Source organism: Arsukibacterium sp. MJ3, assembly GCF_000987765.1.
Taxonomy (GTDB): Bacteria; Pseudomonadota; Gammaproteobacteria; order Enterobacterales; family Alteromonadaceae; genus Alishewanella.
Window position 1 is genome coordinate 49,023 of record NZ_LAHP01000011.1, and the last position, 22,666, is coordinate 71,688.

Genomic DNA, 22,666 nt, shown 5'->3' on the forward strand with positions numbered 1-22,666 from the left:
TGAGCAAAACCCACTCTAGTTCAATAATTAAATGCCGTTTTATTTCGGAGAAACTATGTTGTATAAATTAGCCATCGGCGTCATCTTGGCGTTGTTATTAAACGGCTGCTCTACCAGCAAAGTGCCTGAGCAACGGCTTAATGCCCGCCCGGCAGCCATTGAGGCACATTTGAAGTTTTTAGCCAGCGACGAGCTGGAAGGCCGTGATACCGGCAGCCAAGGTCATCAAATTGCTTCTAATTATATCGCCAGCCAATTTCAGGCACTGGGTTTAGCACCCGCCGGTGACAACAACAGTTATTTTCAGCAGGTACCACTGCGTTCGTCACAATTACAGCAAGCCAGTGTAAAACTGGGTTTTCGACGTGGCGAAGAGCAGTGGCAGCTTAGCTATCCACAACAGTTTTTCAGTGGTGCTTCCCTTAATGAAACTGCGGTAGATGTGCAGGCGCCACTGGTGTTTGTTAGCTATGGTCTGGTATCGGAAGAGTTTGGCTTAGACGATTATGCCGGGCTGGATGTCAGGGGCAAAATTGTGGTGCAATTAGCGGGTTTACCCGCATCGTTGCCGAGCGAAGAGCGGGCTTACCTTGGTAGTATTAAAAGCCAGCAGGCAGCAGAGCGTGGAGCTATTGGCGTGATTACTATCCACACACCACAGCAAGAGAAAACCCGGCCTTACGCTAACAGCTTATTGTATTTAAATACGCCACGCTTAGCCTGGCTTAATGCTGCTGGTGAGCCTGGCGATAACACCAGTCAATTAAAAGGTACTGCTTATTTGCACCCGGATGCCGCCGCCAGTTTGTTTGAAAATGAGCAAAAAAGCCTGGGTGAAATTTTCAGTATGTTAGAGGCGCAGCAGCATCCTGGTGGTTTTGTACTTAGCAGCGAAGCCAGCCTGAGTTCTGTCAGTGTGCATCAACAAATCAGTAGCCCAAACGTGCTGGCAGTGCTTGAAGGCAGCGATCCGCAGCTACGCAATGAGTATGTGCTGATCACTGCGCATTCTGACCACATTGGCTTTAGTAATGATTTGCGTTCTGTGGATAAAATTAATAACGGTGCCATGGATAATGCCGCCGGTATGGCTATTTTATTAGAAACCGCCCGCATGTTCAGTGAACTGGCGATTAAACCGAAGCGTTCAATATTATTTGCGGTAGTCACTGCTGAAGAAAAAGGCTTATTAGGCGCCGATTATTTTGCCCGTAACCCAACGCGGCCACTGAGCAGTCTGGTGGCTAATGTTAATTTAGATATGCCGGTATTACTTTACCCCTTTGCCGATTTAATTGCTTTTGGCGCTAATCATTCGACGTTAGGCGGGGTCGTCGCCGCAGCTGCAGCAAAAGAAGGTATAGCGCTTAGTGACGATCCAATGCCAGAGCAAGCTATTTTTACCCGTTCTGATCACTTTACCTTGGTAAAACAAGGCGTGCCGGCTGTATTTTTAATGACCGGTTTTACGTCTAAGGATCCGACACAGGATGGCGGCAAAATATGGGGCAGTTTTTTTGCCAAGCATTATCATAAGCCGTCAGATGATATTGCCAGCTTAACAAAAGAATATGGCCCAATCCGTTATGACGCGGGTGCAGTGTTTGCTGATATAAACTTTAATATTGCGCTGGATATTGCCAATACGCCACAGCGGCCATTATGGAAGAAAGAAAGCTTTTTCAATAAGGTATTTGGTAAAGACTATAATCGGCAGTAATTTGCTTTACACTAAGGCAGCCAGTGTACTGGCTGCCTGTATCATTGCACTACTCTTGCTAAAAGTTATTGCTCAAGCAATTTAAACAGTAAGGCTTTAACCAATTCAGGTTCGAACGGTTTATCACACATGGCATTAACACCGGACTGGGCGATATTACTTAAATGGGTATCATTAGCTTCACTGGTCACCATTAACACCGGTATGTGCGATTGCTGGCTATTTTCCCGGATATATTGCGTTAGTTCCTGGCCATTTACTTCGGGCATATTGTAATCGGTTACCACTAAATCAAACATTTGTTGCTGCAAAATGGTTATGGCTTGCTGGCCATCTTCGGCTTCGGTTAAATGCTGAATACCTAAATTGGTTAGTACCCGTTTTATATGGTTACGCGCTAGCCGGCTGTCATCTACTACCAGTACTCTTATATCGTGCACATCGAATAACGACAGCTCTAACTCACTGGGGCTGAGTAAATCAATGGCGGCATTTAGGGCTTTACCTAAATGCGCGGTGGTAAAGGGTTTAGGTAAAATAGCCACCACACCTGATTGCTTAAATTCTTCTAAGGTGGCTTTGCGTGTTTCGCTGGAAACCAGCATAAAAGGAATATCAGCCAGCGCCGGTTGCTGTTTAATCTGTTTCAGCAGATCCAATGCGGTACCATCGGCAAAGTGTAAAGCACAGGCAATCAAATCGGGCTGATGCAGTTTAAGTTGCGACAGCGCCGTACTGACCGAATCGGCTTCGCTGATATGTTGCACCAGTTCTTGTTTTAGGTGGCGGCTAATAATTTTACGTTGGGTATCGGAAGGTTCAACTAATAGAATATGTAGATCGGCCGGTGACAGTTGTTGCATAGCGCATCCTTTAACGTGTTTAAGACTAAGTGGTGCTGGCTCAACCGCCTGCCCATTTTACAATAAAGCCTAGCTGGCTTAAGTGTTGCTCTATAAGTTGGCGTTTATCGGCCTGAATTTCTATCACGCCGGCTTTTACCGCACCACCGCAGGCACACTTTTTTTTCAATGCCGCACACAGCTCAACTAACTCAGCCTCTGGTTTAGCAATACCGCTGATGGTCAGAACTGTTTTACCACCACGACCTTTTTTTTCCCGTTTTAGCCGCACTGTACCATCCGGGTAAGCTGTGCCTGCCATGTGGGTGGTGGGTGCTTTTTGCACCGTGCCGGTGTCGGTGCGATACACCAGGCTATCGTCGGCTGCGGTAACTGGTGCGTCGCTGCTGCGGCCCCGTTGCTGTTGCCAATCCGTCAGAGAAATTTTCTGTGCCATAACGCTCGCTATTATACTACGAAATGTTGTTAACTTAGCGCCAGCTTACCGAGCGAAACTAAAGCCCGCAAGTTTTTCGCTGCCTTGCTTGGCTTTTTAAAAGCTTCTGCTAAAATAGTTCATCTTTTAGAAATCTGGATGGCTAAGGCCAGGGTGTTATGCAAGCATTTGACTATTTACAGCGTAGTGGATTATTGGCTGAGTTTGGTGATATCAGTGCTGAGGTGAATACCCAGTACCAATTGCTAAACGACTATTTACAGACGGCCACCAGTCAGGTGATTTGGCAATTCCAAGTACCGGAACTTGCTGAGGGCGGGGCCTGCAGTTTATTTGGCCAGCTGGCTGCTGAACCTTATTCGTTGCTGCCAATATTAGGCGGCCAAACCGCTGAAAACCAGCAAGCATTAAGCAAGCTCAGTGCCATAGCCAGCTATTATCAGCAGCACAGTTCTCAGGATTGGTTTGGTATATATCAAGCCCGGCTTAACCCACAGCATGCGCCAGTATTAGTTAAGCTGGCGTATTATGGTGCGGCGTCGCGGGCTGAGTTTCCACTCAATAGTGATTTTGCCAAAATCAGTAATAACAGCACCGTAGGGCTTAGCGGCAATGCCCGGATAATTAACAATGTAGCAAGTTACTTAGCGGCTGGTGGTGAGTATTATACCTGCGATCCGAAAGTTCAGGCTGAAGCCTGTTTGCCTCTGTTTGACCAATCAGGCAAAATAGCCGGTATTGTCGATGCCGAGCATTTTCAACAAGCCATATTTACCCCTGCTGCCATGGCATTATTGGTAGCGGTATGTTTGGTTGTACCAGACTATTTACCCTAGCCAGTGAGCTCGCCGCTTACTGATATTGCAATATATTAACCAGGTAGAGTCTTATGTTTTCTCAGTTACAAATGGTTGCCACGGATCCTATTTTAGGATTGATGGCCGAATACAAAGCCGATCCAAATCCTTATAAAGTTGACTTAGGGGTAGGCGTGTATAAAGACGAGCAGGGACATACTGCGGTACTTAAATGCGTAAAAGCAGCCGAAGCTTTGCGTTTAAAGCAAGAAGATAGCAAAACCTACATTGGTATGGCAGGCGATCTGGGTTTTAATGCTCATATTGAAAAATTAGCGTTTGGTCCGTCTCACCAGGTGTTGTTGGCAAATAGGGTTACGACCGCCCATACTCCGGGCGGAACTGGTGCACTGCGCGTGGCTGCCGAGTTTATAAAACGGGCCAATCCCAATGCGACTATCTGGGTTACTACGCCAACCTGGGCTAACCATATTTCATTGTTTCAAGCCGCTGGTCTGAAAGTTAAAGAATATGCTTACTACGACTACAGCACAAAAGGTTTGCAAACCGAGCAAATGTTTGCTGATTTAAATACTATTCCTGCTGGTGATGTAGTGCTGGTACACGCCTGCTGCCATAACCCAAGTGGTATGGATTTAAACGTTGAGCAATGGCAACGTTTTACCGCTATTGCTCAAGAGCGGGGTTTTACCCCGTTAGTTGACATGGCTTATCAGGGTTTTGGCAGTGGTTTAGCTGAAGATGCTGCCGGTTTACGTTACTTAGCTGGCAATGTGCCGGAGTTACTGTTATGCAGTTCTTGTTCAAAAAACTTTGGTTTATATCGTGAGCGAATTGGTGCAGTCAGTATTGTCACTCAGGATAGTAAGGTAACTGAAATTGCCCGCGTTAATTTGTTAAGTGTGGTGCGTAGTATTTATTCTATGCCACCAGCGCATGGTGCCATTATTGTTAGCCATATTCTGGATAGTCAGGAACTTACGGCTATGTGGCATCAGGAATTAGCCGAGATGCGCAACAGAATTAACGATTACCGCCAACTGATTATTGATAAACTGATTGCTGAAGGCGTAACCGACGACTTCAGCTTTATTACCCGCCAGCATGGTATGTTTAGTTTTCTTGGCATTAATAAAGCACAAATTGACCGCTTAAAAGCCGAGTTTAGTATTTATATGGTGGGTTCTAGCCGAGTCAGTATTGCGGGTTTAAACCATAATAATATTGATTATTTTGCGAAAGCCGTGGCCACGGTACTGAAGGGCTAAGCCCTGCTGTTGATACTCTGGCTGATTGAAAAAACCATATGTGCTAACCCATCAGCACGTGTGGTTTTTTCATTTTAGCAGGCTGGTAAGCAGCTGACATGGCCCGCCTTATAACCGTTGGTGTATACCTAACGCCTGTAAGTTTGATCTGACACACTACGGCTTAACGTACCAAACGCCATTCTGGTTGATAAAATAATGGTTTACTTACTAACGGAGCTTTTATGCCAATAGCAGTAATCGGCGCCGGCATGGCAGGGGCGGCGGCTGCGCGGACCTTAGTCAACGTGGGTTTGAAGGTTGAGGTGTTCGATAAAGGCCGCAGTGTGGGTGGCAGAATGAGCTCAAAGCGCACCGAACATGGCTATCTGGATTTGGGTGCGCAGTATTTTACGGCGCGCAGCGAGCGATTTAGCCAGCAAGTAAGCCGTTGGTTGGCTTCTGGAGTAGTAAATTACTGGCCAGCAAATTGCTATCGTTTTGAACAAGCAACATTAAGTTTATCTACCGATAAAACGGCGCGCTTTGTCGGTAGCCCGGCAATGCAGGAACCGGTAAAAGCGCTGCTGGCGGCTATTCCAACCCATTTAAATTGCCGGATCAGCAGGCTTAACTATCTGGCTAATGCCGCTGACAGCAGCGTAAATAATAGTAAAACTGGCTGGTATTTGTATGATGACCAACAGCAGCGTTTTGGCCCTTATCAGGCACTGATCATTACCTTACCTCCGGTGCAGTTGCACGCTTTACTCCTCACGGTTAACCAAGTTGACTTACCCGATGCATCAGTACTGCAACAGATTACCACTGAACTACAGCAACAGGCATTACTCCCGTGCTGGGCGGTAAACTTACAGCTGGCCCAACCGTTAAATACTGCAGCCGATGCAGTGTTTGTAAAAGAGGGTAACCTGAGCTGGCTGGCACGGCAACACAGCAAGCCGGGGAGGGTAAGTGAGTCTGATAATTGGCTTGTGCATTTTAGCCCGCAGTGCTCAGCGCTGCATATAAACGTGGAGCCAGAGCAAATAACGGCATTGGCGAAAGCCGAGCTGGAACTGATTTTTGAGCAGCCTGTTACCGTGGTAAGTGCGCTGCCCCATCGCTGGTTATATGCTCAGATTAATTCTGCAATAACACAACAAGTATTGCCTGCCTGTCCTGAACTTAAGTTGGCATTTGCCGGCGACTGGTTACTGGGAGGTCGGGTCGAAAATGCCTGGCTAAGTGGTGTGGCAGCAGCAACAGAGGTAATGACTAATGACCGTTGAGCAAATTCTTATTATTGGTGCCGGTAGTGGCATTGGTCGGGGTATGGTTGAATATTACTTACAGCAGGGAGCGCCAGTGCAGGCAATCAGTCGGGGACCTTGTCCTGACGACTTAAAGCAGGCCGCGTTAAGTTGGCTGCAAGTAACCACCAGTGTTGCGGTAGACCAGGAAGAGGCCACAGAACAGGCTATTAATCGGGTAGTGGCGCAAGCTACTGTAGCGCAACCAACCACTATTTTTATTTGCCAGGGTTGGCTGCATGATAGTCAGCATGGTCCGGAGAAAACACTGCGCCAGCTTAGTGCAGCACAAATGCGCCAAAGCTTTGCCATTAATGTGCAGTTACCGGCAATGTATTTAAAGGGCCTGTTTACTTATTTAACGAAACAACCACAAGCAAAGGTGCTGGTGCTCAGTGCTAAAGTAGGCAGTATTACCGAAAACCAGTTAGGCGGTTGGTACAGTTATCGGATGAGTAAAGCGGCACTTAATATGCTGATTAAAACCAGTAGTATTGAACTTAACCGTTACAATAAAACAGCGGCAGTGGTTAGTTTACATCCAGGTACTACCGACACCGCCTTATCAGCACCCTTTCAAACGAATATTCCCGCTAGTCAGTTGCAAACCACTGCCGCCACTGCACTGCGTCTGGCTGCAGTTGCAGCCAGTTTGCGCGCAGAGCATAGCGGTTGTTTGCTTAACTGGGACGGCGAGGTGTTACCGTTTTAGTTATTTAGGTGTTGCCTCATCAGCGGCATGTTCATCTGGTGCTTGCCGCTCTAACTGCTCAAGTTTGTGGCTAAGCGCCTTCGGTGAGCTGGTATTCCGAGCAATAGCAATATAGGTTACCGGCACAACATACAACGTTAACAAGGTTGCCAGCGCTACACCGCAGAAAATAACCATACCAATCACCATCCGGCTTTCCGACCCTGGGCCACTGGCAATTATCAGCGGTAAGCTGCTCATAATAGTGGTAAAGCAGGTCATGGTTATTGGTCGTAAACGTTGGATAGCGGCCCGGCGAACTGAGTCTTCAAAAGCCACACCGGCATCACGTAACTGGTTCGCAAACTCGACGATAAGAATACCGTTTTTAGCCACCAATCCAATTAGCATAACCAAACCAATCTGGCTGTAGATATTTAATGACATATCAAAGAAATACAAACCGGATAAAGCGCCCACCAGTCCTAATGGTACCGTTATCATAATTACCAGCGGATGGATAAAACTTTCAAACTGAGCGGCTAATACCAAGTAGGTTATTATTAGCGCTAGCATAAACACCAATAAGGTTGAATCAGCACTTTCTTGAAAAAGCAGTGATTCACCCTTGTAATCAATGCCTACTGTATCCTGAATTTCAGTTTTTACTATGGTTTCCAGGTACTCAAGTGCTTCACCCAGGCTATATCCAGGTGCAAGACTTGCTGAAATAGTAATAGAGCGCATGCGGTTATACCGGTTTAACGCCGCTGCAGTGGCTTCTTCACGCAGCGTTATCAGGTTATCCAGCGGAATCAGCTGACCAGAACTCTCAGAACGAATAAAAACCTCTTTAATGGTATCAGGAGCTCTGAAGTCATCATCCCAGCCCTCGAGAATGACATCATACTCTCGACCTCGGTCTATAAAAGTGGTTACTCGCCGGCCACCTAACATCGCTTCTAAGGCCCTGCCAATAGCACCGACTGACACGCCAAGGTCGCCGGCTCGTTCAGTGTTTATTTCTACCAGTACTTGCGGCACAGTTTCTTTGTAGTCGTGATCCAGCATCAGTAAGTTAGGGTTTTCACTGGCCTTGTTAATGACGGTATCGCGCCATCTGGCCAGTTCTTCATAAGTATTGCCTTGCAACACAAATTCTACTGGCCGACTGCTTCCACCGCCACCGCCCAAGCCACTTCGCATAAAGGTAAAAGCGCGGACATCGGGTAGTTGGTTAATTTTAGCGGCAACTTCTGGCATCAGCTCGGTGGTGCGTCTTTTACCGTTATTCCAGTTTTCCGCGCCGACAATAGCAATACCACCACTACCGCCCCAGCCTGGAACGCGAATAAGTAGTCGGTTAAACTCACCATTCTCGTAATAAGGCATTAAAATATCTTCAATAAGTCGCATATTGCGGCTGTTACTCTGATAACTCGCACCTTCGGCTGGTGTCATCGAGATAAAGAAGGTACCGCGATCTTCAGTAGGGGCCAGTTCAGACGGCAACATAGTAATCAGTTGATAACTGCCAGCAAAACAGAGCACCACGACCACTAACACCGGCCAACGGGTTTTGGTGACGACATTTAATTGTTTACGATAACCATTTTCCAGTTTAGCGAAGCCACGGTGCAGAGCCTGGCCTAACCTGGATTCACGCTTGCGATGTTGTAACAACTTACTGCAGAGCATCGGTGATAAGGTAAGGGCTGTCACGCTAGAGAACGCAACTGCGGCCGCGATAGCCAGCGCAAACTCAGTAAATAGCTTACCCAGCTGTCCCTGCATAAACACCAAGGGTACGAATACTGATATGAGCACGAGCGTAGTAGCGATAACGGCAAAGCCTACTTCGCGGGCGCCGCGGTAGGCTGCCAGTAATGGCTCTTCACCGGTTTCAATGCGCCGGTAAATATTTTCCAGCACCACAATTGAATCATCTACCACCAGACCAATAGCCAATACCATCGCCAACAATGTTAGCAGGTTAATCGAAAAGTCTAGGGCAAATAGTACCGTCACGGCTGCAACTAATGCTACTGGCACGGTAATAGCGGGAATAAAGGTTGCCCTGATATTGCCAAGGAACAGGAAAATGACCAACACCACCATGCCCATAGCTATGCCCAGGGTGTTGTAAACCTCTTTAATCGATTCAGCAATAAACAACGAAGAGTCATAACCCGGTTCAATAGTGGTGCCTAGCGGCAACTGGGCTTTAATCCGTTCCATTTCAGCCCTGGCACCTTTTACCACTTCCAGTGTATTGGCTTTAGACTGTTTAATAATGCCTATGCCTAACAGGTTTTTACCATCACCTCGAAACTCGCTTTCTTCATCTTCAGAAGATAACGTAACGTCGGCAATGTCGCCAAGGCGAATCAAGTAGTTATTGTCGCCACGTTTAATCACCAATCGGCGAAAATCTTGCTCGGTTTTGTAAGTACGAATAACCCGGACAGTAAAATCACGGTCAATCGATTTAATATTGCCGGCGGGCAGTTCCACGTTTTCGTTACGCAGTACAGACTCAATGTCTTGCACGGTTACGCCACGCGCCGCCATCGCATTGTGGTCAAGCCATACCCGCATGGCATAATCACGCGAGCCACCAAGCTGGATACGTGCTACACCGTCCACCACCGAGAAACGCTCGACTATGTAGCGATTAGCATAATCGGTAAGTTCCAGCGTGGTCATGTTTTCGCTATTTAGCACAAACCAGGCAATAGTGTCCTCATCGGCATTTGCTTTTGATACTTCTGGTGGGTCGGCCTGATCGGGTAAGTTATTTAACGCTCTTGACACCCGGTCTCTAACATCATTTGCTGCAGAGTCTATGTCACGCTCAACATTAAACTCAATGGTAATGCTGGAACGGCCATTACGGCTGTTCGAGTTAATGCTTTTAATCCCTTCAATACCGCTGATCCGGTCTTCCAGTAACTGGGTTATTTTGGTTTCTACGATTTCAGCTGAGGCGCCAGGGTAATTAGTATTAATACTGACAATTGGCGAGTCAATATCTGGAAATTCCCGCAGCGGCAGCATGGTAAAGCAAACAATGCCAAACACCACCAGCAGCAAATTAACGACGGTAGCAAATACCGGCCTTTTTACCGACAAATCTGATAACAGCATTATTGCGCTCCAACTCTGTTAATCATTACCCCGGGTCGGATTTTCTGGATACCTTCAACCACAATTTCATCACCTTCTTCCAGCCCGTTGAGTACTTCAACCCAGCCTGGAATACGTTGGCCAACTTCAATCTCGCGTTGGCTAACGGTATTATCAGTATTTACTACAAACACAAATTGCTTGTTTTGTTGTGGGATCAATGTGCGTTCTGATATTTGTAACGCCGGAATGTTAGTTAATTCTACTTTTACGTTTAGTAGCATGCCAGGGCGTAAACGTAAATCACTGTTATCCAACGTAGCATGCACCCTAATTGAGCGGGTTACCGGATCTAGCCGGGTGTCGATGGCGCTAACTGCACCGGTAAAATCGACATTTTCATACGCTACGTTGGTAACATTAACTAACATGCCACGTTTAATTTCAGCCAGATAACGCTCAGCAACACTAAATTCTACTTTTAAAGTGTTTAGGTCATCCAGTGAGGTGAGCACGGTACCGGCATTGACGTAAGCACCCTGACTAACCTGGCGCAGGCCAAGGTAGCCGTCAAAAGGAGCACGAATAGTTAGCTCGTTTAATTGCGCTTTTGCAATGTCTAGTTGGGCCAGGGTAGTATTAACCCGGGTTTGCTGCTCATCCAGCATTGATTGAGCGGTAGCCTGGGTGGTAGCCAGGTTTTGCAATCGTGCCAGCTGGCGACGCTGATCAGTCAGCACTGCTGATAATTCAGCTACTCTGGCCTGTTGCTGTACATCGTTGAGCCGGGCGATAATGTCAGTGGCTTTTACCTGTTTGCCTTCCTGAATATTTAGTTCAATTAAAAAGTCACTGGCCGGCGCGACAATTTGCACCGAGTTATTGGCTATACCGGTGCCTAAGGAGGTTATTTGCCGGATCATCGGTTTAACGGTTACCTTAGCGGTACTGACGGCGATGGGCGAACCGGCACCGCGTTTTGTCGATGAGCCTTGTTGCTGTTGCCAATACAAAAAGCTTAGAAAAACGACTAATGTAATTAATATTACCCAGATCAGACGAGAATGATTTTTTGCCACAATGACTCCGATTACCGCATACAATTCTATACGTGTATTGTATGGTTTAAATGGTTAAACAGATTTTCTGTTATCGCAATCCATAAGGCGTTGGTCGTATTAAGCGGTTAATTATGCTGATCCACTATCACAGCTGGAGCTGTAACTATTATTAAAGCACAATGCTAACAAGTTTAAGATTGTTTACAGGAGTAATAATGGAACCGATTATAGTCAGTCAAACCAGCCATCAGGGCGGCGCACGTTTGTTATTAGCTGGTGTTGGCAGTTTTGTCGGGTTACTGTTGTTTACGGTGTTGTTTGCCGAACAATTTAGCTTGTGGTTGGCGCTGGCCTATATCGCAGCGGCAATGGCGGTGTTTCTTGGTTTGGCTAAGCTGGCTGAACCGCGGCATTTTCTGAAATGTGATGAGCAAGGTGTACATTATTATCATCGTTTTGGTAATTGGTTATTACCCTGGGAGAGTTTTAAATACTGTGCAGTGCCGCAATTAGAGCAGCAGGAGTTATCCTTTATTGGTTTTAAGGTAACAGATTATGACGCCATACTGCAGCCATTACGGCTGCGTTTTGCCGTAAGGCTGATGACCGAGCAACGTCCATTATTTTTATCTGCGGTAAAACAAAGTTGCGCCAGTGGTCAGTGTGCCACTGAGTTACTTGCAGAAAAAGACACCTATGATACAGCGCATTTTCACTACAACGGAATAAAAGCGGTGTATGCCCAGCGCATGCGACGGTTAGCCCAAGCGAGCGGTTTTGAGTTATTTGTTACCAGTTCCCTTACCGAGGAGCAGACGAGTGCGTTGTGTCAGCAAATTAATCAGCGGCGCTTACAAATGATCCAAAAGACAGCAACCTAGACACACCGCTTACTGTGTATCATAATAAGCCGAACCTCTTTTTTTGGCAGGATGGTGCATGAACAGTTACGACAAGGCATTTCTGGTTAGTGGGCGTAATACCCTGATCCACAAAAATAAAAAATTAGATTTAATCGTGGTAAATGACGATAACGATCCACCGCTTATTATCACCCGCCACGGGGTTAAAATGTTTCAGGACACCGTGCCTACTAATAAGGTTGAAGCGAAAGAGCGCTACATGGAAATCGTCGATATCTCCAGTACCGAAGTTTTCGGTGAAACGAAAACGTTGTTATTTGTGCAGGCTTTAAATAACAAAGAATATAAAATAGATTACAGTAAAATAGGCACAGATTTATTTATTCGCATTCACCAAGACAATTACATCTGACATTACCTGCTTTTTTTGCTGCAATGGCCCTGAAATACAGTAAGGGCTTGCCTTTATCGCTTTTTTTTGTTTCAGTAAGCATAATACTTTTGTCTTAGTTTTAAGTAGAAAATGACATGCAATTTACTGAGCACGACAATACTATAAAAATATCGGTGCCGGTCTCGTTAACCGCCATTAGTGCTGCCGACATTCAGCAACAGCTTAATGCCCATGGTTATCAGCGTTGCTTGCTATTGCAGGATCAACTCACCAATCTGTTGGTTGAATACCAGCAAGTCCAACAAAAAATTAAAGATAATCTGGTTGCTGAAAACAGCAAGGAGTTAAGCTACCGCATTGCAGAAAAACGTGATGCTGAACTGAGTTTTGATATTAGCGAAGACAACATGGCAGCAACCGCAATTATTACCGGCGCTTGGGGTGGTGCTCCTATATCTGCTAATGCACTGGTTAAAAGTGCTCAGGCTAGCGGAATTGTGTTTGGTTTTAGTAAAGAGCAAATTATTAAGCTGGTAACGTATGCCGCCAAATCTGAGCCTGGCAGTAAAGTTAAACTAATGATAGCCAGGGGCCGGTTAATGGTTCCGGGTGTTAACTCCCGCTTTGAACCGCTGCTTGCTTCAATGGAAAGCCGGCGCAACCGGCCAATTGTTAAAACGGATGAAAAAGCCGATTTACGCGATTTTGGGGTTATTCCGTCGATAAAAGCGGGTGAGGCGCTTATTCGCCGGCATCCCCCCACGGCAGGGGTCCCCGGTATGCTGGTTAGCGGCGAGATGACGCCTGCCACGCCTGGCTTGCCTATAGAATGGCAGCTGGGTGAGGGAGTCGAGTTTTCGGCAACCGATCCTGATATGTTGTTGGCTGCACGGGATGGTTTGCCCAGAGTAATCGAAGCCGGTGCTACCGTTGATGAAGTTTTTACAGTAAAAGATGTCGATTTAGCCACAGGACATATTTTGTTTAAAGGCTCGGTAGTTGTCACGGGCAACGTTACCGAGGGTATGAAAGTCGTCGCCGGTGGTAACGTGTTTATTAAAGGCATGGTTGAGGGGCTATTAATCGAAGCTGGTGGCGATATTACTATTAACGGCTCAGTAATAGGTCATCAGCTTGCTCAGGTTGATCATCATGCTGAATACAGTACCGAACTTAAAGCCGCTGGTGATATTCAATGCAACTTAGCACAATACAGTCGAATAGACTGTGGTGGTAATTTATATATCACTAAACAGTTGATGCACTGCGCCGTTGCGGCCAGCATTGTCTATGCCGGACCGGAAGATAACCCGAACGGTAAATTAGTAGGCGGCACTTTTTATTTAGATATGGGCATTTTTTGCGGCAATCTGGGCGCACCATCCAGTAGTGCAATATTAATTAAGTTAAATCGGCAACTAGATCCTATTGTTGAAAAACAAGACGTGTTAAGGGCCAGTGTTGCGGCAGAGCGGGCTGAAATTGACGAGTTACGGCAACAAGTAGAAAAATTAAAAAAAGTTGAGGGTAATGCTCAAATTGAAATGCAACGCTATGAGCTGGTAGCAAAATTTGAAGAGCATCGGGAACTGGCAATGTCATTAATTAATGATATTAAAATACTGGAAGCACAGCGTCAGGAAAAGTTGGCTCAACTGCAGATTGTGGTTCGACAGCAATTATTTTCTGCTGTTGAGATTCATTTTGGTAAAGATCAGATAAAAAGCCGGCGCGAATATGGTGCGTCTAAAGTGGTGCTGGTTGATGGTGCCCCGTCTATTGAACCACTGTAACCAACATAACGCGGCAGGCTGTATTCAGTTTGCGGCATAAGGTAGTGCCTATGTTGAGTTGATGTATTAAGCTGATATGGTGTGGTTAATGAGAGAGCTACTGTGAAAACCCTGTTGGTTATACTGCTATTTTGCTTACCGGTTACGGCTGTTGCTGATTGCAATATGGCGTTTCGTTATGGGTTGCTGATTGGCCCTGAAAATATTCGCTTTATGCAAAATGCCCGTACCTATGTACAGATAAATCAAGACCGCCAACTATTTGTTGCCGGTGAATGGATCCGCTTAAACGAAAATGACACCGAGTTATTACACCAGTACAGCCAGGGTTTACGCAAATTTGTTCCTGAAATTGTTAGCCTAGCAGTAGATGGCGTTGAAGTGGGTTTATCTAGTATTGAATCTATGTTGTCTGGGCTCGGCAGTCAGTCGCAGCAGGCAGAATGGCAGGCACTAATTCGTGAAACCACTTTTCAATTTATGTCACGCTTTGTTCGCACCGGCGAGTATTTTTATTTGGCGCCGCAGAGCCTGAACGAATTGGATCATTTTTTAAACCGGGAATTAAAACCGCAACTGAGTAATTTAGCACGCCATACGGTGGGTGCTGTATGGGGCGCGTTGCGTGACGCCTTGCGTCAGTCTGACAGTAATTTTGAACGCACCGATAACCAAGATTGGCAATCGGTAGAGCAAATGGTTGAAAATATGAGTTTTGGTTTGGATGAAAAAGCCATAGAGTTAGAAGCCAAGTCGGCGCTGTTTTGTCAGCGGATGCGCGAACTTGACCAGATAGAAACCACGTTACAGCAGCGGATCCCGCTGCTGACCCAGTATGACGTTGTTACCGAAAAAAACTAAACCACGCCATATTCATCCCGCAACGCTGCCGGCATGGCATTGTCAACTTCATCGCTAATGGCATCCAGCGTTTTCTCTGCTTCGTCCAGTGAACTCACTTCAGCCACATGAAATAGCGCTTCACCTTCGTTTACCAGTGGCAAGTTATTGCGACCAATAACCACGCCATCAAAGGTGGCTTCAATAGCCACTTCAAAATCAGAGTAAGGCGAGTAAATATGCGCCATGATGTCGCCGGTTTTTACCGTTTGGCCTAAAGTGACATAATAACGGGCAATACCATCGTGTTCGGCCCGCACCCAAGCACTTTTTTTCGAAAATACCGAGCGGTTTTTTGGTGCTTTTATTTTGCCACTGAGCATGCCTAAATCTTGCATAACGTTAACAATACCGCGCACCCCAATTTTAATTGATTGCTCGTCAAAACGCAGTGCTTCACCGGCTTCGTATAACAGCAATGGAATACCCAGATTATTAGCAGTACCCCGCATGGTGCCATCCCGACTGGCCGCTTTAATAATAACCGGGGCATTAAATACTTCAGCCATCCGAAGCGCGGTTTTATCTTTGGCGCTGGCTCTTACCTGCGGCAGATTAGCCCGGTGAATGGCTCCGGTATGTAAATCGATAGCATGGGTGCAGCATTTAAGAATTTTATCGGTGAACTGAAAGGCCATTCTGCTGCCGAGCGAGCCTTTTTCACTGCCAGGAAAGCTGCGGTTTAAATCACGCCGGTCGGGCAGATAGCGCGATTGCTGTACAAAGCCATAGGTATTGACAATTGGTACAACAATTAAGGTGCCTTTAATCCGGTCAAGCCGCTGCAGCTTTAATAATCGCCGGCAAATTTCCACGCCATTAATTTCATCACCATGCAGGGCGGCGGTGATCAGTAGCACCGGGCCGTTGAGCCTGCCATGAATAACATGGGCGCCAATATTTAATTCGGTGTGGGTATACAGTTTGCCAAACGGAATATCAACTACGGCCCGGCTGCCTGCGGCAATTTTATTACTGCCCAGGGTAAAAGCGGCTCGGCTAATCATTAACCTGTTCCTTTCGTTTTGGCATTGCGCCGGGTTTTATGAGTGGCTACTTTTTTCTCTAAAAAGCGCATAATAAGTCCGGCTACATCTTTACTGGTGGCGTTTTCAATACCCTCTAAGCCGGGTGAGCTATTCACCTCCATTACAACCGGGCCATGGTTTGAGCGCAGTAAATCGACGCCTGCTACATTTAAGCCCATTGTTTTGGCGGCACGTATAGCAGTGCTGCGCTCTTCCGGTGTCAGTCGCACGATGGTAGCGGAGCCACCCCGGTGTAAGTTAGAGCGAAACTCACCCTCTTTAGCCTGGCGTTTCATGGCGGCAACAATTTTGTCGCCAACGACAAAACAGCGAATGTCAGCACCATTAGCTTCTTTTATATATTCTTGCACCAGAATATTGGCATTAAGCCCCATAAAGGCTTCAATGACGCTCTCGGCGGCAGTGCGGGTTTCCGCCAATACCACGCCTATACCCTGAGTACCTTCTAATAGTTTAATCACCAATGGGGCGCCACCCACCATATCAATTAAATCTGGAATATCACCTGGTTTATCGGCAAAACCAGTAATAGGTAAACCAATACCCTGGCGGGCCAGCAGTTGCATTGAGCGAAGTTTATCGCGAGCCCTGCCAATAGCAACCGACTCATTGAGGGAATAGACCCCCATCATTTCAAACTGGCGCAATACTGCGGTGCCATAAAAAGTGATTGAGGCGCCAATACGTGGGATCACTGCATCAAAGCCGTCTAATACTTCTCCTTTGTAATGAATAGAAGAGTTGGTGCGGTTAATGTTCATATAGCACATTAATGGATCGATAACCTGTACTTGATGGCCGGCAGCTTCTGCTGTTGCCACCAGCCGCTTAGTTGAATATAACTCGGCATTTCGCGATAATATTGCAATTTTCATGCACTCTCCGATACATAGATAATACGGTGTTAGCAGGGCCGATCAGGCAAGTAAAAATAATGAACCAAGACCTAGAAAGGCAAAAAAGCCAATAACATCGGTTACTGTGGTTAAAATAACTGAGCCTGACAAGGCCGGGTCAATATCCAACTTTTCCAGCCAAATAGGAATAAACACGCCTGAAATCGCTGCTACAATGATGTTAATGACAATCGCCAGACCAATGATGCCTCCAATAATTAAGTCGCCAAACCAAAAATAGGTAATAACCGCAATAACCAAAGCCCAGAGTACGCCGTTAATGGCGCCAACTCCCAGCTCTTTACGGAACAATGTCATGTAAGTTTGTGGCGTTATTTGCTCCAGCGCCAGCCCTCGTATCATTAGGGTTAGGGTTTGGCTACCTGCAATGCCACCCATACTGGCTACAATCGGCATTAATACCGCCAGCGCTACCACTTGTTGCAAGGTCGCTTCAAATAGACCAATGGTCCAGGCGGCTAAAAAAGCAGTTAGCAAGTTGATCCCCAGCCATAAGGCGCGGCGTTTAGCACTGTCAAATACTGGTGCAAATAAATCTTCTTCTTCATCTAAACCGGCTGTGTGCATAAATTGGCTTTCCAATGCCCGCCGCACGTTTTCCAGCGCTTCACCAATAGATAGCCGGCCCAATAGTTTATCATCAGCGTCCACTACGGCTAATGCCGTATAGCCTGAGCGGGAAACAATGTCAGAACCTTGCTCAAGTTCCATTGCACCCGTGACAACAGGGGCGTCTTTATCCAAAAAGTTTTCTACCGGTAAATGGCTTGCTTGACCCAATAAACTAGTGGCATGAACTAAACCGGCATAACGACCGGTACGGTCAACCACAAATAGCGCGTCTTGGTACTCGGCATCGTCTGCCAGCCTACGAAATAGTCGTATCGCATCCCGCACTTTTGCGTTTTTATTAATAATAAGTAAATCATGGTCAGCATAACGACCACACTGGTCATCGTCATAAGTTAATGCGGTTTCCAGCCAGTTACGCTGGCTGGCATCAAGTCGGGAACAGGCGTAGGTATAGATGCGCTGGGGCAGTTCGTCCAATAACTCAATCAGATCATCAACTTCCATACCCTCAACCAGGGTACGTAACTGTTGCTCGTCAAGTTGTTTAAAAACGTTGTCGCGGGCATCTACCCGCATGTAGGTCAGCGCGGCAACCTGATCGTCAGGGTGCAAGTCTAGCCAGATGCTAACCCGCTGTTCGAGTGGCATTGCCTCCAGTACTAAGGCAATTTCTTCCGGCTCCAGCTGGCTGATTTTTTCAATAAGTAAGCTCGTGTCCTCGTTAGCAAAGCTACCGCGAACAATATCTTCAATATCCAGCAGCGAATTATCTGCCATTAAAATTCCTTATTAACACCACATTACCACCAGTTTTTAAACTTAAACCAGAATAAACCACCAACGCCCAATAATGCCATGACAAATAGGGCATAAAAATAGCCGTTAGGGTTTTGCAACTCGGGTATATTAACAAAATTCATTCCATATAAACCGGCAACGAAAGTTAAAGGAATAAAAATAGTACTGACCATAGTAAGTACTTTCATCCGTTCGTTAATTTGGTGAGACGTGGTAGACATATAGCCTTCAACTAAGTCACTGAGCTGATCGTAGTATAAATCGGTCATGCTGTGTAGTCGTTCAAATTTTTCATAAAAATCGCGTACATCTGGTCCAATAAAGTGATGCAACAGCGGGTTTTTTTCTTCATACAGTGCATCAGCAAAAATATCTTTCTGATATGCCAGGTTGCGATTTATTTTACGTAACACCGAGCGATATCTCATCATCATTGCCATTTGTTCATCATTGCCGCGATGCAGCATATTATCTTCCAGATCGCTCAATACATCTTCAAAAGCGATTAGTTTTTCCAGATAACTGCCTGATACAGTTAAAATAAGCTGCTTAACCCAATCGGTTACTGTTAGGCTTTGGCCCACGGCTATTTGTGGAGTAAGCTGCTGTAACATATGCGGGTTATGGCAATGTACCAAGCTAATCAACACGTTACGCGAGTATAACAAGTTAACCTGAGCACTGCTGCTGTATTCACTAAAGTCTGGGTCGGCATAACCACGCATAATTAATAGGTTGAATTCAGGTTGTGCCTCCAGTTTTGGTGGGTGGCGTTTGCGGCTGAAATCCTCTGCCAGCGTGGGGGCAATAGCAAAGCGTTGTAACACTTGCTGTAACTCGTCACTGCTAGCATCGTTCAGGTTTATCCATACTCTGGCATCTGAACTAAGTTGCTGCGGTATTTTCGCAAAGCTGCTCTGCTGCCAGCTATTTGTTTCCGGTTCAAAATAATTGAGTAAAATCATCTTACTGCTCCAGTCAAGGCCATGTGTTTACAGCATACTCAGCTTGACGGGGTTTTGCGAAAATTTGTAGATTTTATGTGGTGGGCTAAGGTAAGGTTATGCCAAAACAACAATAGTAGCGATATAGAAGGCTACTATTGTTGCTACGAATGTTGTCAGAATGAACGGCTAATAAATTAGCAGTAGCTAATTGCGCTACTTTTTAGTGCCAAATTTCTGATGCTCTCCAAGATCGGGTTGCTCTCCCTTTATCTTAGCGTGCACCGTTTTAATACTTTTCATCATTTTACTGCTATTGCTATCCCAATGTTCGCCTTTTACAATTTTTATTTCTAACATACCGACATTGGGCGAGTCTTTGCCTTTAGGGAACCAGGCTGCAACGAATGGGCCCCAGTATTTGTCAATCAATGTTTTGTCGCGAATAGCCTGGCCAACGCCGGTTAATGAAACATAAACCTGCTGATCAGGATCAGAGAACGATACGCAGACATGGTTGTCGCTTTCTAACTCCAGAACTTTCTCCGACACCAGATCGGTATAAAACCATAGCGTGCCGTCATACTCATTTTGTACCAGAACCATTGGCCGGGAACGAAGTTCGCCGCCATGATGAGTGGTCAACATTGCTGTTTTGATATTCTTGATAAGATCCCATATTTTTTGCTTGTGCTCTGGGCTGGACATAAAGGCTCCTTTTCACTTAGCGTGGTTTAGTGCTTTAAAATCACATAAAGCGCATGAATAATGCCCGGGATAAAACCTAACAACGTAAGTAAAATACTGAGCCAAAAGTGACCTTTAACACCAACTTCAAGGAATACCCCCAGTGGTGGCAAAAGTATTGCGAAAATAATTTTAATAGGATCGGTTGCGGTAACGGCCATCATAGGCTCCTTAGATGCAAAAAGAATTGCTAAACCTATAACAAGCACTAATTGTGCCGAAGTTGCTAAGTTCCACGATCGTAAATACGAATACTATAGCGGCCATGTACTGCAAAGCCTTTACTTTGTTAGGTTTTTTCCAAAATAATAGTGCTGAGTCTCAAGGGTAGTAATTAAGTATTCCCAATGCTTATAGTGTGAAAGATAAACATTATTGAAGACTTGCCGTGAAAATTTTACCGGTGGGTTATAAGTAAAAGGAGGGAGAATATATGGCCAGACGGTGTTTGGCTCAGACGAAAAATAGAAAACAGCCGGGCAGTGAACTGGCCGGCTGTGTTGCTGTTTAACTTATCGCTTAAGCAAGATATAGCCTGGTCGCTATTCGCCTTTTGCCGCAGCAATATATTCGTCTACCAGTTGCTCCAACACATCCAGCGGCACGGCGCCGTTGCGTAATACCACATCGTGAAAATCACGAATATCGTAATGCTCGCCTAACGCGGTTTTAGCTTTTTCGCGCAGCTCCAGTATTTTAATCATGCCGATGGTGTAGGCAGTAGCCTGGCCTGGCATTACAATATAGCGCTCAATAGCTTTGGTGGCGTCGGTAGCAGAATTTGGCGTGTTATCAACCAAATACTGAATGGCTTGTTCACGACTCCATTCTTTAGCGTGAACACCGGTATCGACCACCAGACGACAAGCGCGCCAGAGTTCCATGGCTAAACGGCCAAAGTCGGAGTAGGGGTCCTGATAAAGACCAATATCTTTAGGCAATACTTCGCTGTATAGCCCCCAGCCTTCAATATACGCGGTATAACCACCAAAACGGCGGAATTTCGGCATGTCTTCCAGCTCTTGAGCGATAGCTAGTTGCATATGATGGCCTGGAATACCTTCATGGTAGGCCAGTGCTTCTAGCTGATAGGTTGGCATATCCTGCATTTGATAAAGGTTTGCATAGTACACGCCTGGCCGGCTGCCATCCATAGAGGGGCGCTGGTAAAAGGCTTTACCGGCACTTTTTTCGCGAAAGGGTTCAACAGCTTTAACAATCATGTCAGCTTGGGGTTTTACCCGAAACAGCTGATCCAGCCGACCTTTCATATCGTCGATAACCCGGGTGGCTTCGGCCAGATAATCGGCGCGGCCTTGCTCAGTGTCGGGGTAGTAGAACTGTGGATCTTCACGCATAAACAGAAAAAACTCAGCTAATGTGCCGCTAAATTTTACTTGCTGCATAATATCGCGCATTTGCTGGTGAATGCCGGCGACTTGATCTAAGCCTAACTGGTGAATTTGTTCAGCCGTTAAATCGGTAGTCGTGATCCGTGCTAGCCGGTTTTGATAAAAGGCTTCACCATTGGCAAAGCGCCAGACACCATCATCGCGGGTAGCTTGCGGTTTTAAGTTTTGCAGGTAGCTGATAAGGCTTTTATACGCTGGTCCAACACTGGTTAACAAGGCAACGCTGGCTTCGTCAACCAATAATTTTTGTTCTAATTCACTAAGCTTAAGCGCCTGCAGTTTTTTCTTAAAATCAGCCAGTAGCGTGCTGTCTTCACCCGGATTAAAAGGCGCTCCACTAATCACATTTTGGCTGGCAGTAATGACATGCTCGAACACAAACTCAGGAATAATAATGTTTTTTTCAGCGCGAGCCGTTAATTGTTGTTGCAGCTGGTTAAATAATAACGGTACGTTATTAAGGCGGCCAATATAGGCTTTTGCATCGGTTAGGTCTTCAACCTTATGCTGGTTAATTAACAACGACGGTACCAATGAATGAATACCGTACATCTGATTTACCGGATAGTTGTACAGGCGCCACTTACTATCATCCAGCCGGTGTTGTAAATCTTGCTGCATTAGCTGATAACTTAACTGGGTATTAGCATCTAACTGCTCAACACTAATATTGCTAAGTAAATTAAGATGAGTCCGCGTCAGCGCCAGCTCAGCGTCATAGGCCGCATCACTCAAATCTTGCCATTTATCATAGTCGTCTTTAATACCAAGCCGGGTTTGCAATACCGGATCTTGGCCAACCTGCTCCATAAAAACCCGCTCAAATATCGTGTTTGCTTGCTGATTTACGTCAAGTTGCACGGCTGTAGTTTGTTCAACGTTAGGTCCCGGTTGTGCTGTTTTAGGTCCGCAGCCGGCTAGTAATGCCAGGCTGACAGCCAGCGGTACCAGTGCTAAAGTGCGATAAAACGTTTTTTTCATATGGGTACCTTTTGTGTTAA

Annotated in this window: 20 protein-coding genes; 9 read left to right on the top strand and 11 right to left on the bottom strand. The window is 46.0% G+C overall.

Annotation, left to right across the window (positions count from 1 at the left end; genetic code table 11):
• Positions 1–55: 55 nt before the first annotated feature.
• Positions 56–1,720 (top strand): M28 family metallopeptidase, encoded by a 1,665-nt coding sequence (locus tag VT06_RS09735; protein WP_046554113.1) that lies wholly within the window; start codon positions 56–58, stop codon positions 1,718–1,720.
• A gap of 65 nt (positions 1,721–1,785) precedes the next feature.
• Here VT06_RS09735 and VT06_RS09740 read toward each other — a convergent pair whose 3' ends face one another.
• On the bottom strand, positions 1,786–2,583 hold the full coding sequence (locus tag VT06_RS09740; RefSeq protein WP_046554114.1) for a response regulator: 798 nt from the start codon (positions 2,581–2,583) through the stop codon (positions 1,786–1,788).
• 40 nt (positions 2,584–2,623) lie between these two features.
• A complete protein-coding gene (locus VT06_RS09745) occupies positions 2,624–3,019 on the bottom strand; it encodes a translation initiation factor (protein WP_082122489.1) in 396 nt (131 codons plus the stop codon).
• Between the two features lie 158 nt (positions 3,020–3,177).
• On the opposite strand from VT06_RS09745, the gene VT06_RS09750 reads away from it, so the two are divergent.
• From VT06_RS09750 to VT06_RS09765, 4 genes are all read left to right on the top strand, one after another.
• The gene (locus tag VT06_RS09750; protein WP_046554115.1) at positions 3,178–3,855 is read left to right on the top strand and encodes a GAF domain-containing protein; all 678 of its coding nucleotides are present in this window, start codon (positions 3,178–3,180) and stop codon (positions 3,853–3,855) included.
• A 53-nt stretch (positions 3,856–3,908) separates the two neighbouring features.
• Complete coding sequence (locus VT06_RS09755) at positions 3,909–5,105, top strand: amino acid aminotransferase (protein WP_046554116.1); 1,197 nt, start codon at positions 3,909–3,911, stop codon at positions 5,103–5,105.
• A gap of 224 nt (positions 5,106–5,329) precedes the next feature.
• Positions 5,330–6,376: an NAD(P)/FAD-dependent oxidoreductase gene (locus VT06_RS09760; RefSeq protein ID WP_046554117.1), complete on the top strand. Its 1,047-nt coding sequence runs from the start codon at positions 5,330–5,332 to the stop codon at positions 6,374–6,376.
• A complete protein-coding gene (locus tag VT06_RS09765; protein ID WP_046554118.1) occupies positions 6,366–7,109 on the top strand; it encodes an SDR family NAD(P)-dependent oxidoreductase in 744 nt (247 codons plus the stop codon). Before VT06_RS09760 ends, VT06_RS09765 begins: the two co-directional genes overlap by 11 nt.
• On the opposite strand, the gene VT06_RS09770 is transcribed toward VT06_RS09765, so the two are convergent.
• Together VT06_RS09770 and VT06_RS09775 are read right to left on the bottom strand one after the other, a co-directional pair.
• Positions 7,110–10,235 carry an efflux RND transporter permease subunit gene (locus tag VT06_RS09770; RefSeq protein ID WP_046554119.1) on the bottom strand — a complete coding sequence of 1,042 codons (3,126 nt, stop codon included), beginning with the start codon at positions 10,233–10,235 and terminating at the stop codon, positions 7,110–7,112.
• Positions 10,235–11,293, bottom strand: a complete 1,059-nt coding sequence (locus VT06_RS09775) for an efflux RND transporter periplasmic adaptor subunit (protein WP_046554120.1) — start codon at positions 11,291–11,293, stop codon at positions 10,235–10,237. The genes VT06_RS09770 and VT06_RS09775 overlap by 1 nt, the downstream gene beginning before the upstream one ends.
• A 197-nt stretch (positions 11,294–11,490) precedes the next feature.
• Here VT06_RS09775 and VT06_RS09780 point away from each other — a divergent pair, with 197 nt between their 5' ends.
• The 4 genes from VT06_RS09780 (at position 11,491) to VT06_RS09795 (ending at position 15,186) form a co-directional block, all read left to right on the top strand.
• Entirely contained in the window at positions 11,491–12,156 is a 666-nt protein-coding gene (locus VT06_RS09780; RefSeq protein WP_046554121.1) for a DUF2982 domain-containing protein, read from the top strand.
• Between the two features lie 58 nt (positions 12,157–12,214).
• Complete coding sequence (locus tag VT06_RS09785) at positions 12,215–12,550, top strand: hypothetical protein (RefSeq protein WP_046554122.1); 336 nt, start codon at positions 12,215–12,217, stop codon at positions 12,548–12,550.
• A 116-nt stretch (positions 12,551–12,666) separates the two neighbouring features.
• On the top strand, positions 12,667–14,325 hold the full coding sequence (locus VT06_RS09790) for a FapA family protein (protein ID WP_046554123.1): 1,659 nt from the start codon (positions 12,667–12,669) through the stop codon (positions 14,323–14,325).
• 102 nt (positions 14,326–14,427) lie between these two features.
• Positions 14,428–15,186, top strand: coding sequence for a DUF2884 family protein (locus VT06_RS09795; RefSeq protein ID WP_046554124.1), 759 nt, complete (start codon positions 14,428–14,430; stop codon positions 15,184–15,186).
• Here the strand turns inward: VT06_RS09795 and VT06_RS09800 are convergent.
• From VT06_RS09800 to VT06_RS09830, 7 genes are all read right to left on the bottom strand, one after another.
• Complete coding sequence (locus tag VT06_RS09800) at positions 15,183–16,232, bottom strand: succinylglutamate desuccinylase/aspartoacylase family protein (protein ID WP_046554125.1); 1,050 nt, start codon at positions 16,230–16,232, stop codon at positions 15,183–15,185. The two genes, VT06_RS09795 and VT06_RS09800, sit on opposite strands and share 4 nt — an antisense overlap.
• On the bottom strand, positions 16,232–17,149 hold the full coding sequence (gene rimK / locus VT06_RS09805) for a 30S ribosomal protein S6--L-glutamate ligase (RefSeq protein ID WP_046554126.1): 918 nt from the start codon (positions 17,147–17,149) through the stop codon (positions 16,232–16,234). The genes VT06_RS09800 and rimK overlap by 1 nt, the downstream gene beginning before the upstream one ends.
• Before the next feature lie 42 nt (positions 17,150–17,191).
• Positions 17,192–18,541, bottom strand: a complete 1,350-nt coding sequence (locus VT06_RS09810) for a magnesium transporter (protein WP_046554127.1) — start codon at positions 18,539–18,541, stop codon at positions 17,192–17,194.
• Positions 18,542–18,564: 23 nt separating this feature from the next.
• Complete coding sequence (locus VT06_RS09815) at positions 18,565–19,527, bottom strand: magnesium transporter CorA family protein (RefSeq protein ID WP_046554128.1); 963 nt, start codon at positions 19,525–19,527, stop codon at positions 18,565–18,567.
• A 195-nt stretch (positions 19,528–19,722) separates the two neighbouring features.
• The gene (locus tag VT06_RS09820) at positions 19,723–20,214 is read right to left on the bottom strand and encodes a pyridoxamine 5'-phosphate oxidase family protein (protein WP_046554129.1); all 492 of its coding nucleotides are present in this window, start codon (positions 20,212–20,214) and stop codon (positions 19,723–19,725) included.
• A 26-nt stretch (positions 20,215–20,240) separates the two neighbouring features.
• Positions 20,241–20,414: a YqaE/Pmp3 family membrane protein gene (locus VT06_RS17805; RefSeq protein WP_046554130.1), complete on the bottom strand. Its 174-nt coding sequence runs from the start codon at positions 20,412–20,414 to the stop codon at positions 20,241–20,243.
• A 381-nt stretch (positions 20,415–20,795) separates the two neighbouring features.
• The gene (locus VT06_RS09830; protein ID WP_046554131.1) at positions 20,796–22,646 is read right to left on the bottom strand and encodes a DUF885 family protein; all 1,851 of its coding nucleotides are present in this window, start codon (positions 22,644–22,646) and stop codon (positions 20,796–20,798) included.
• Positions 22,647–22,666: the final 20 nt, after the last annotated feature.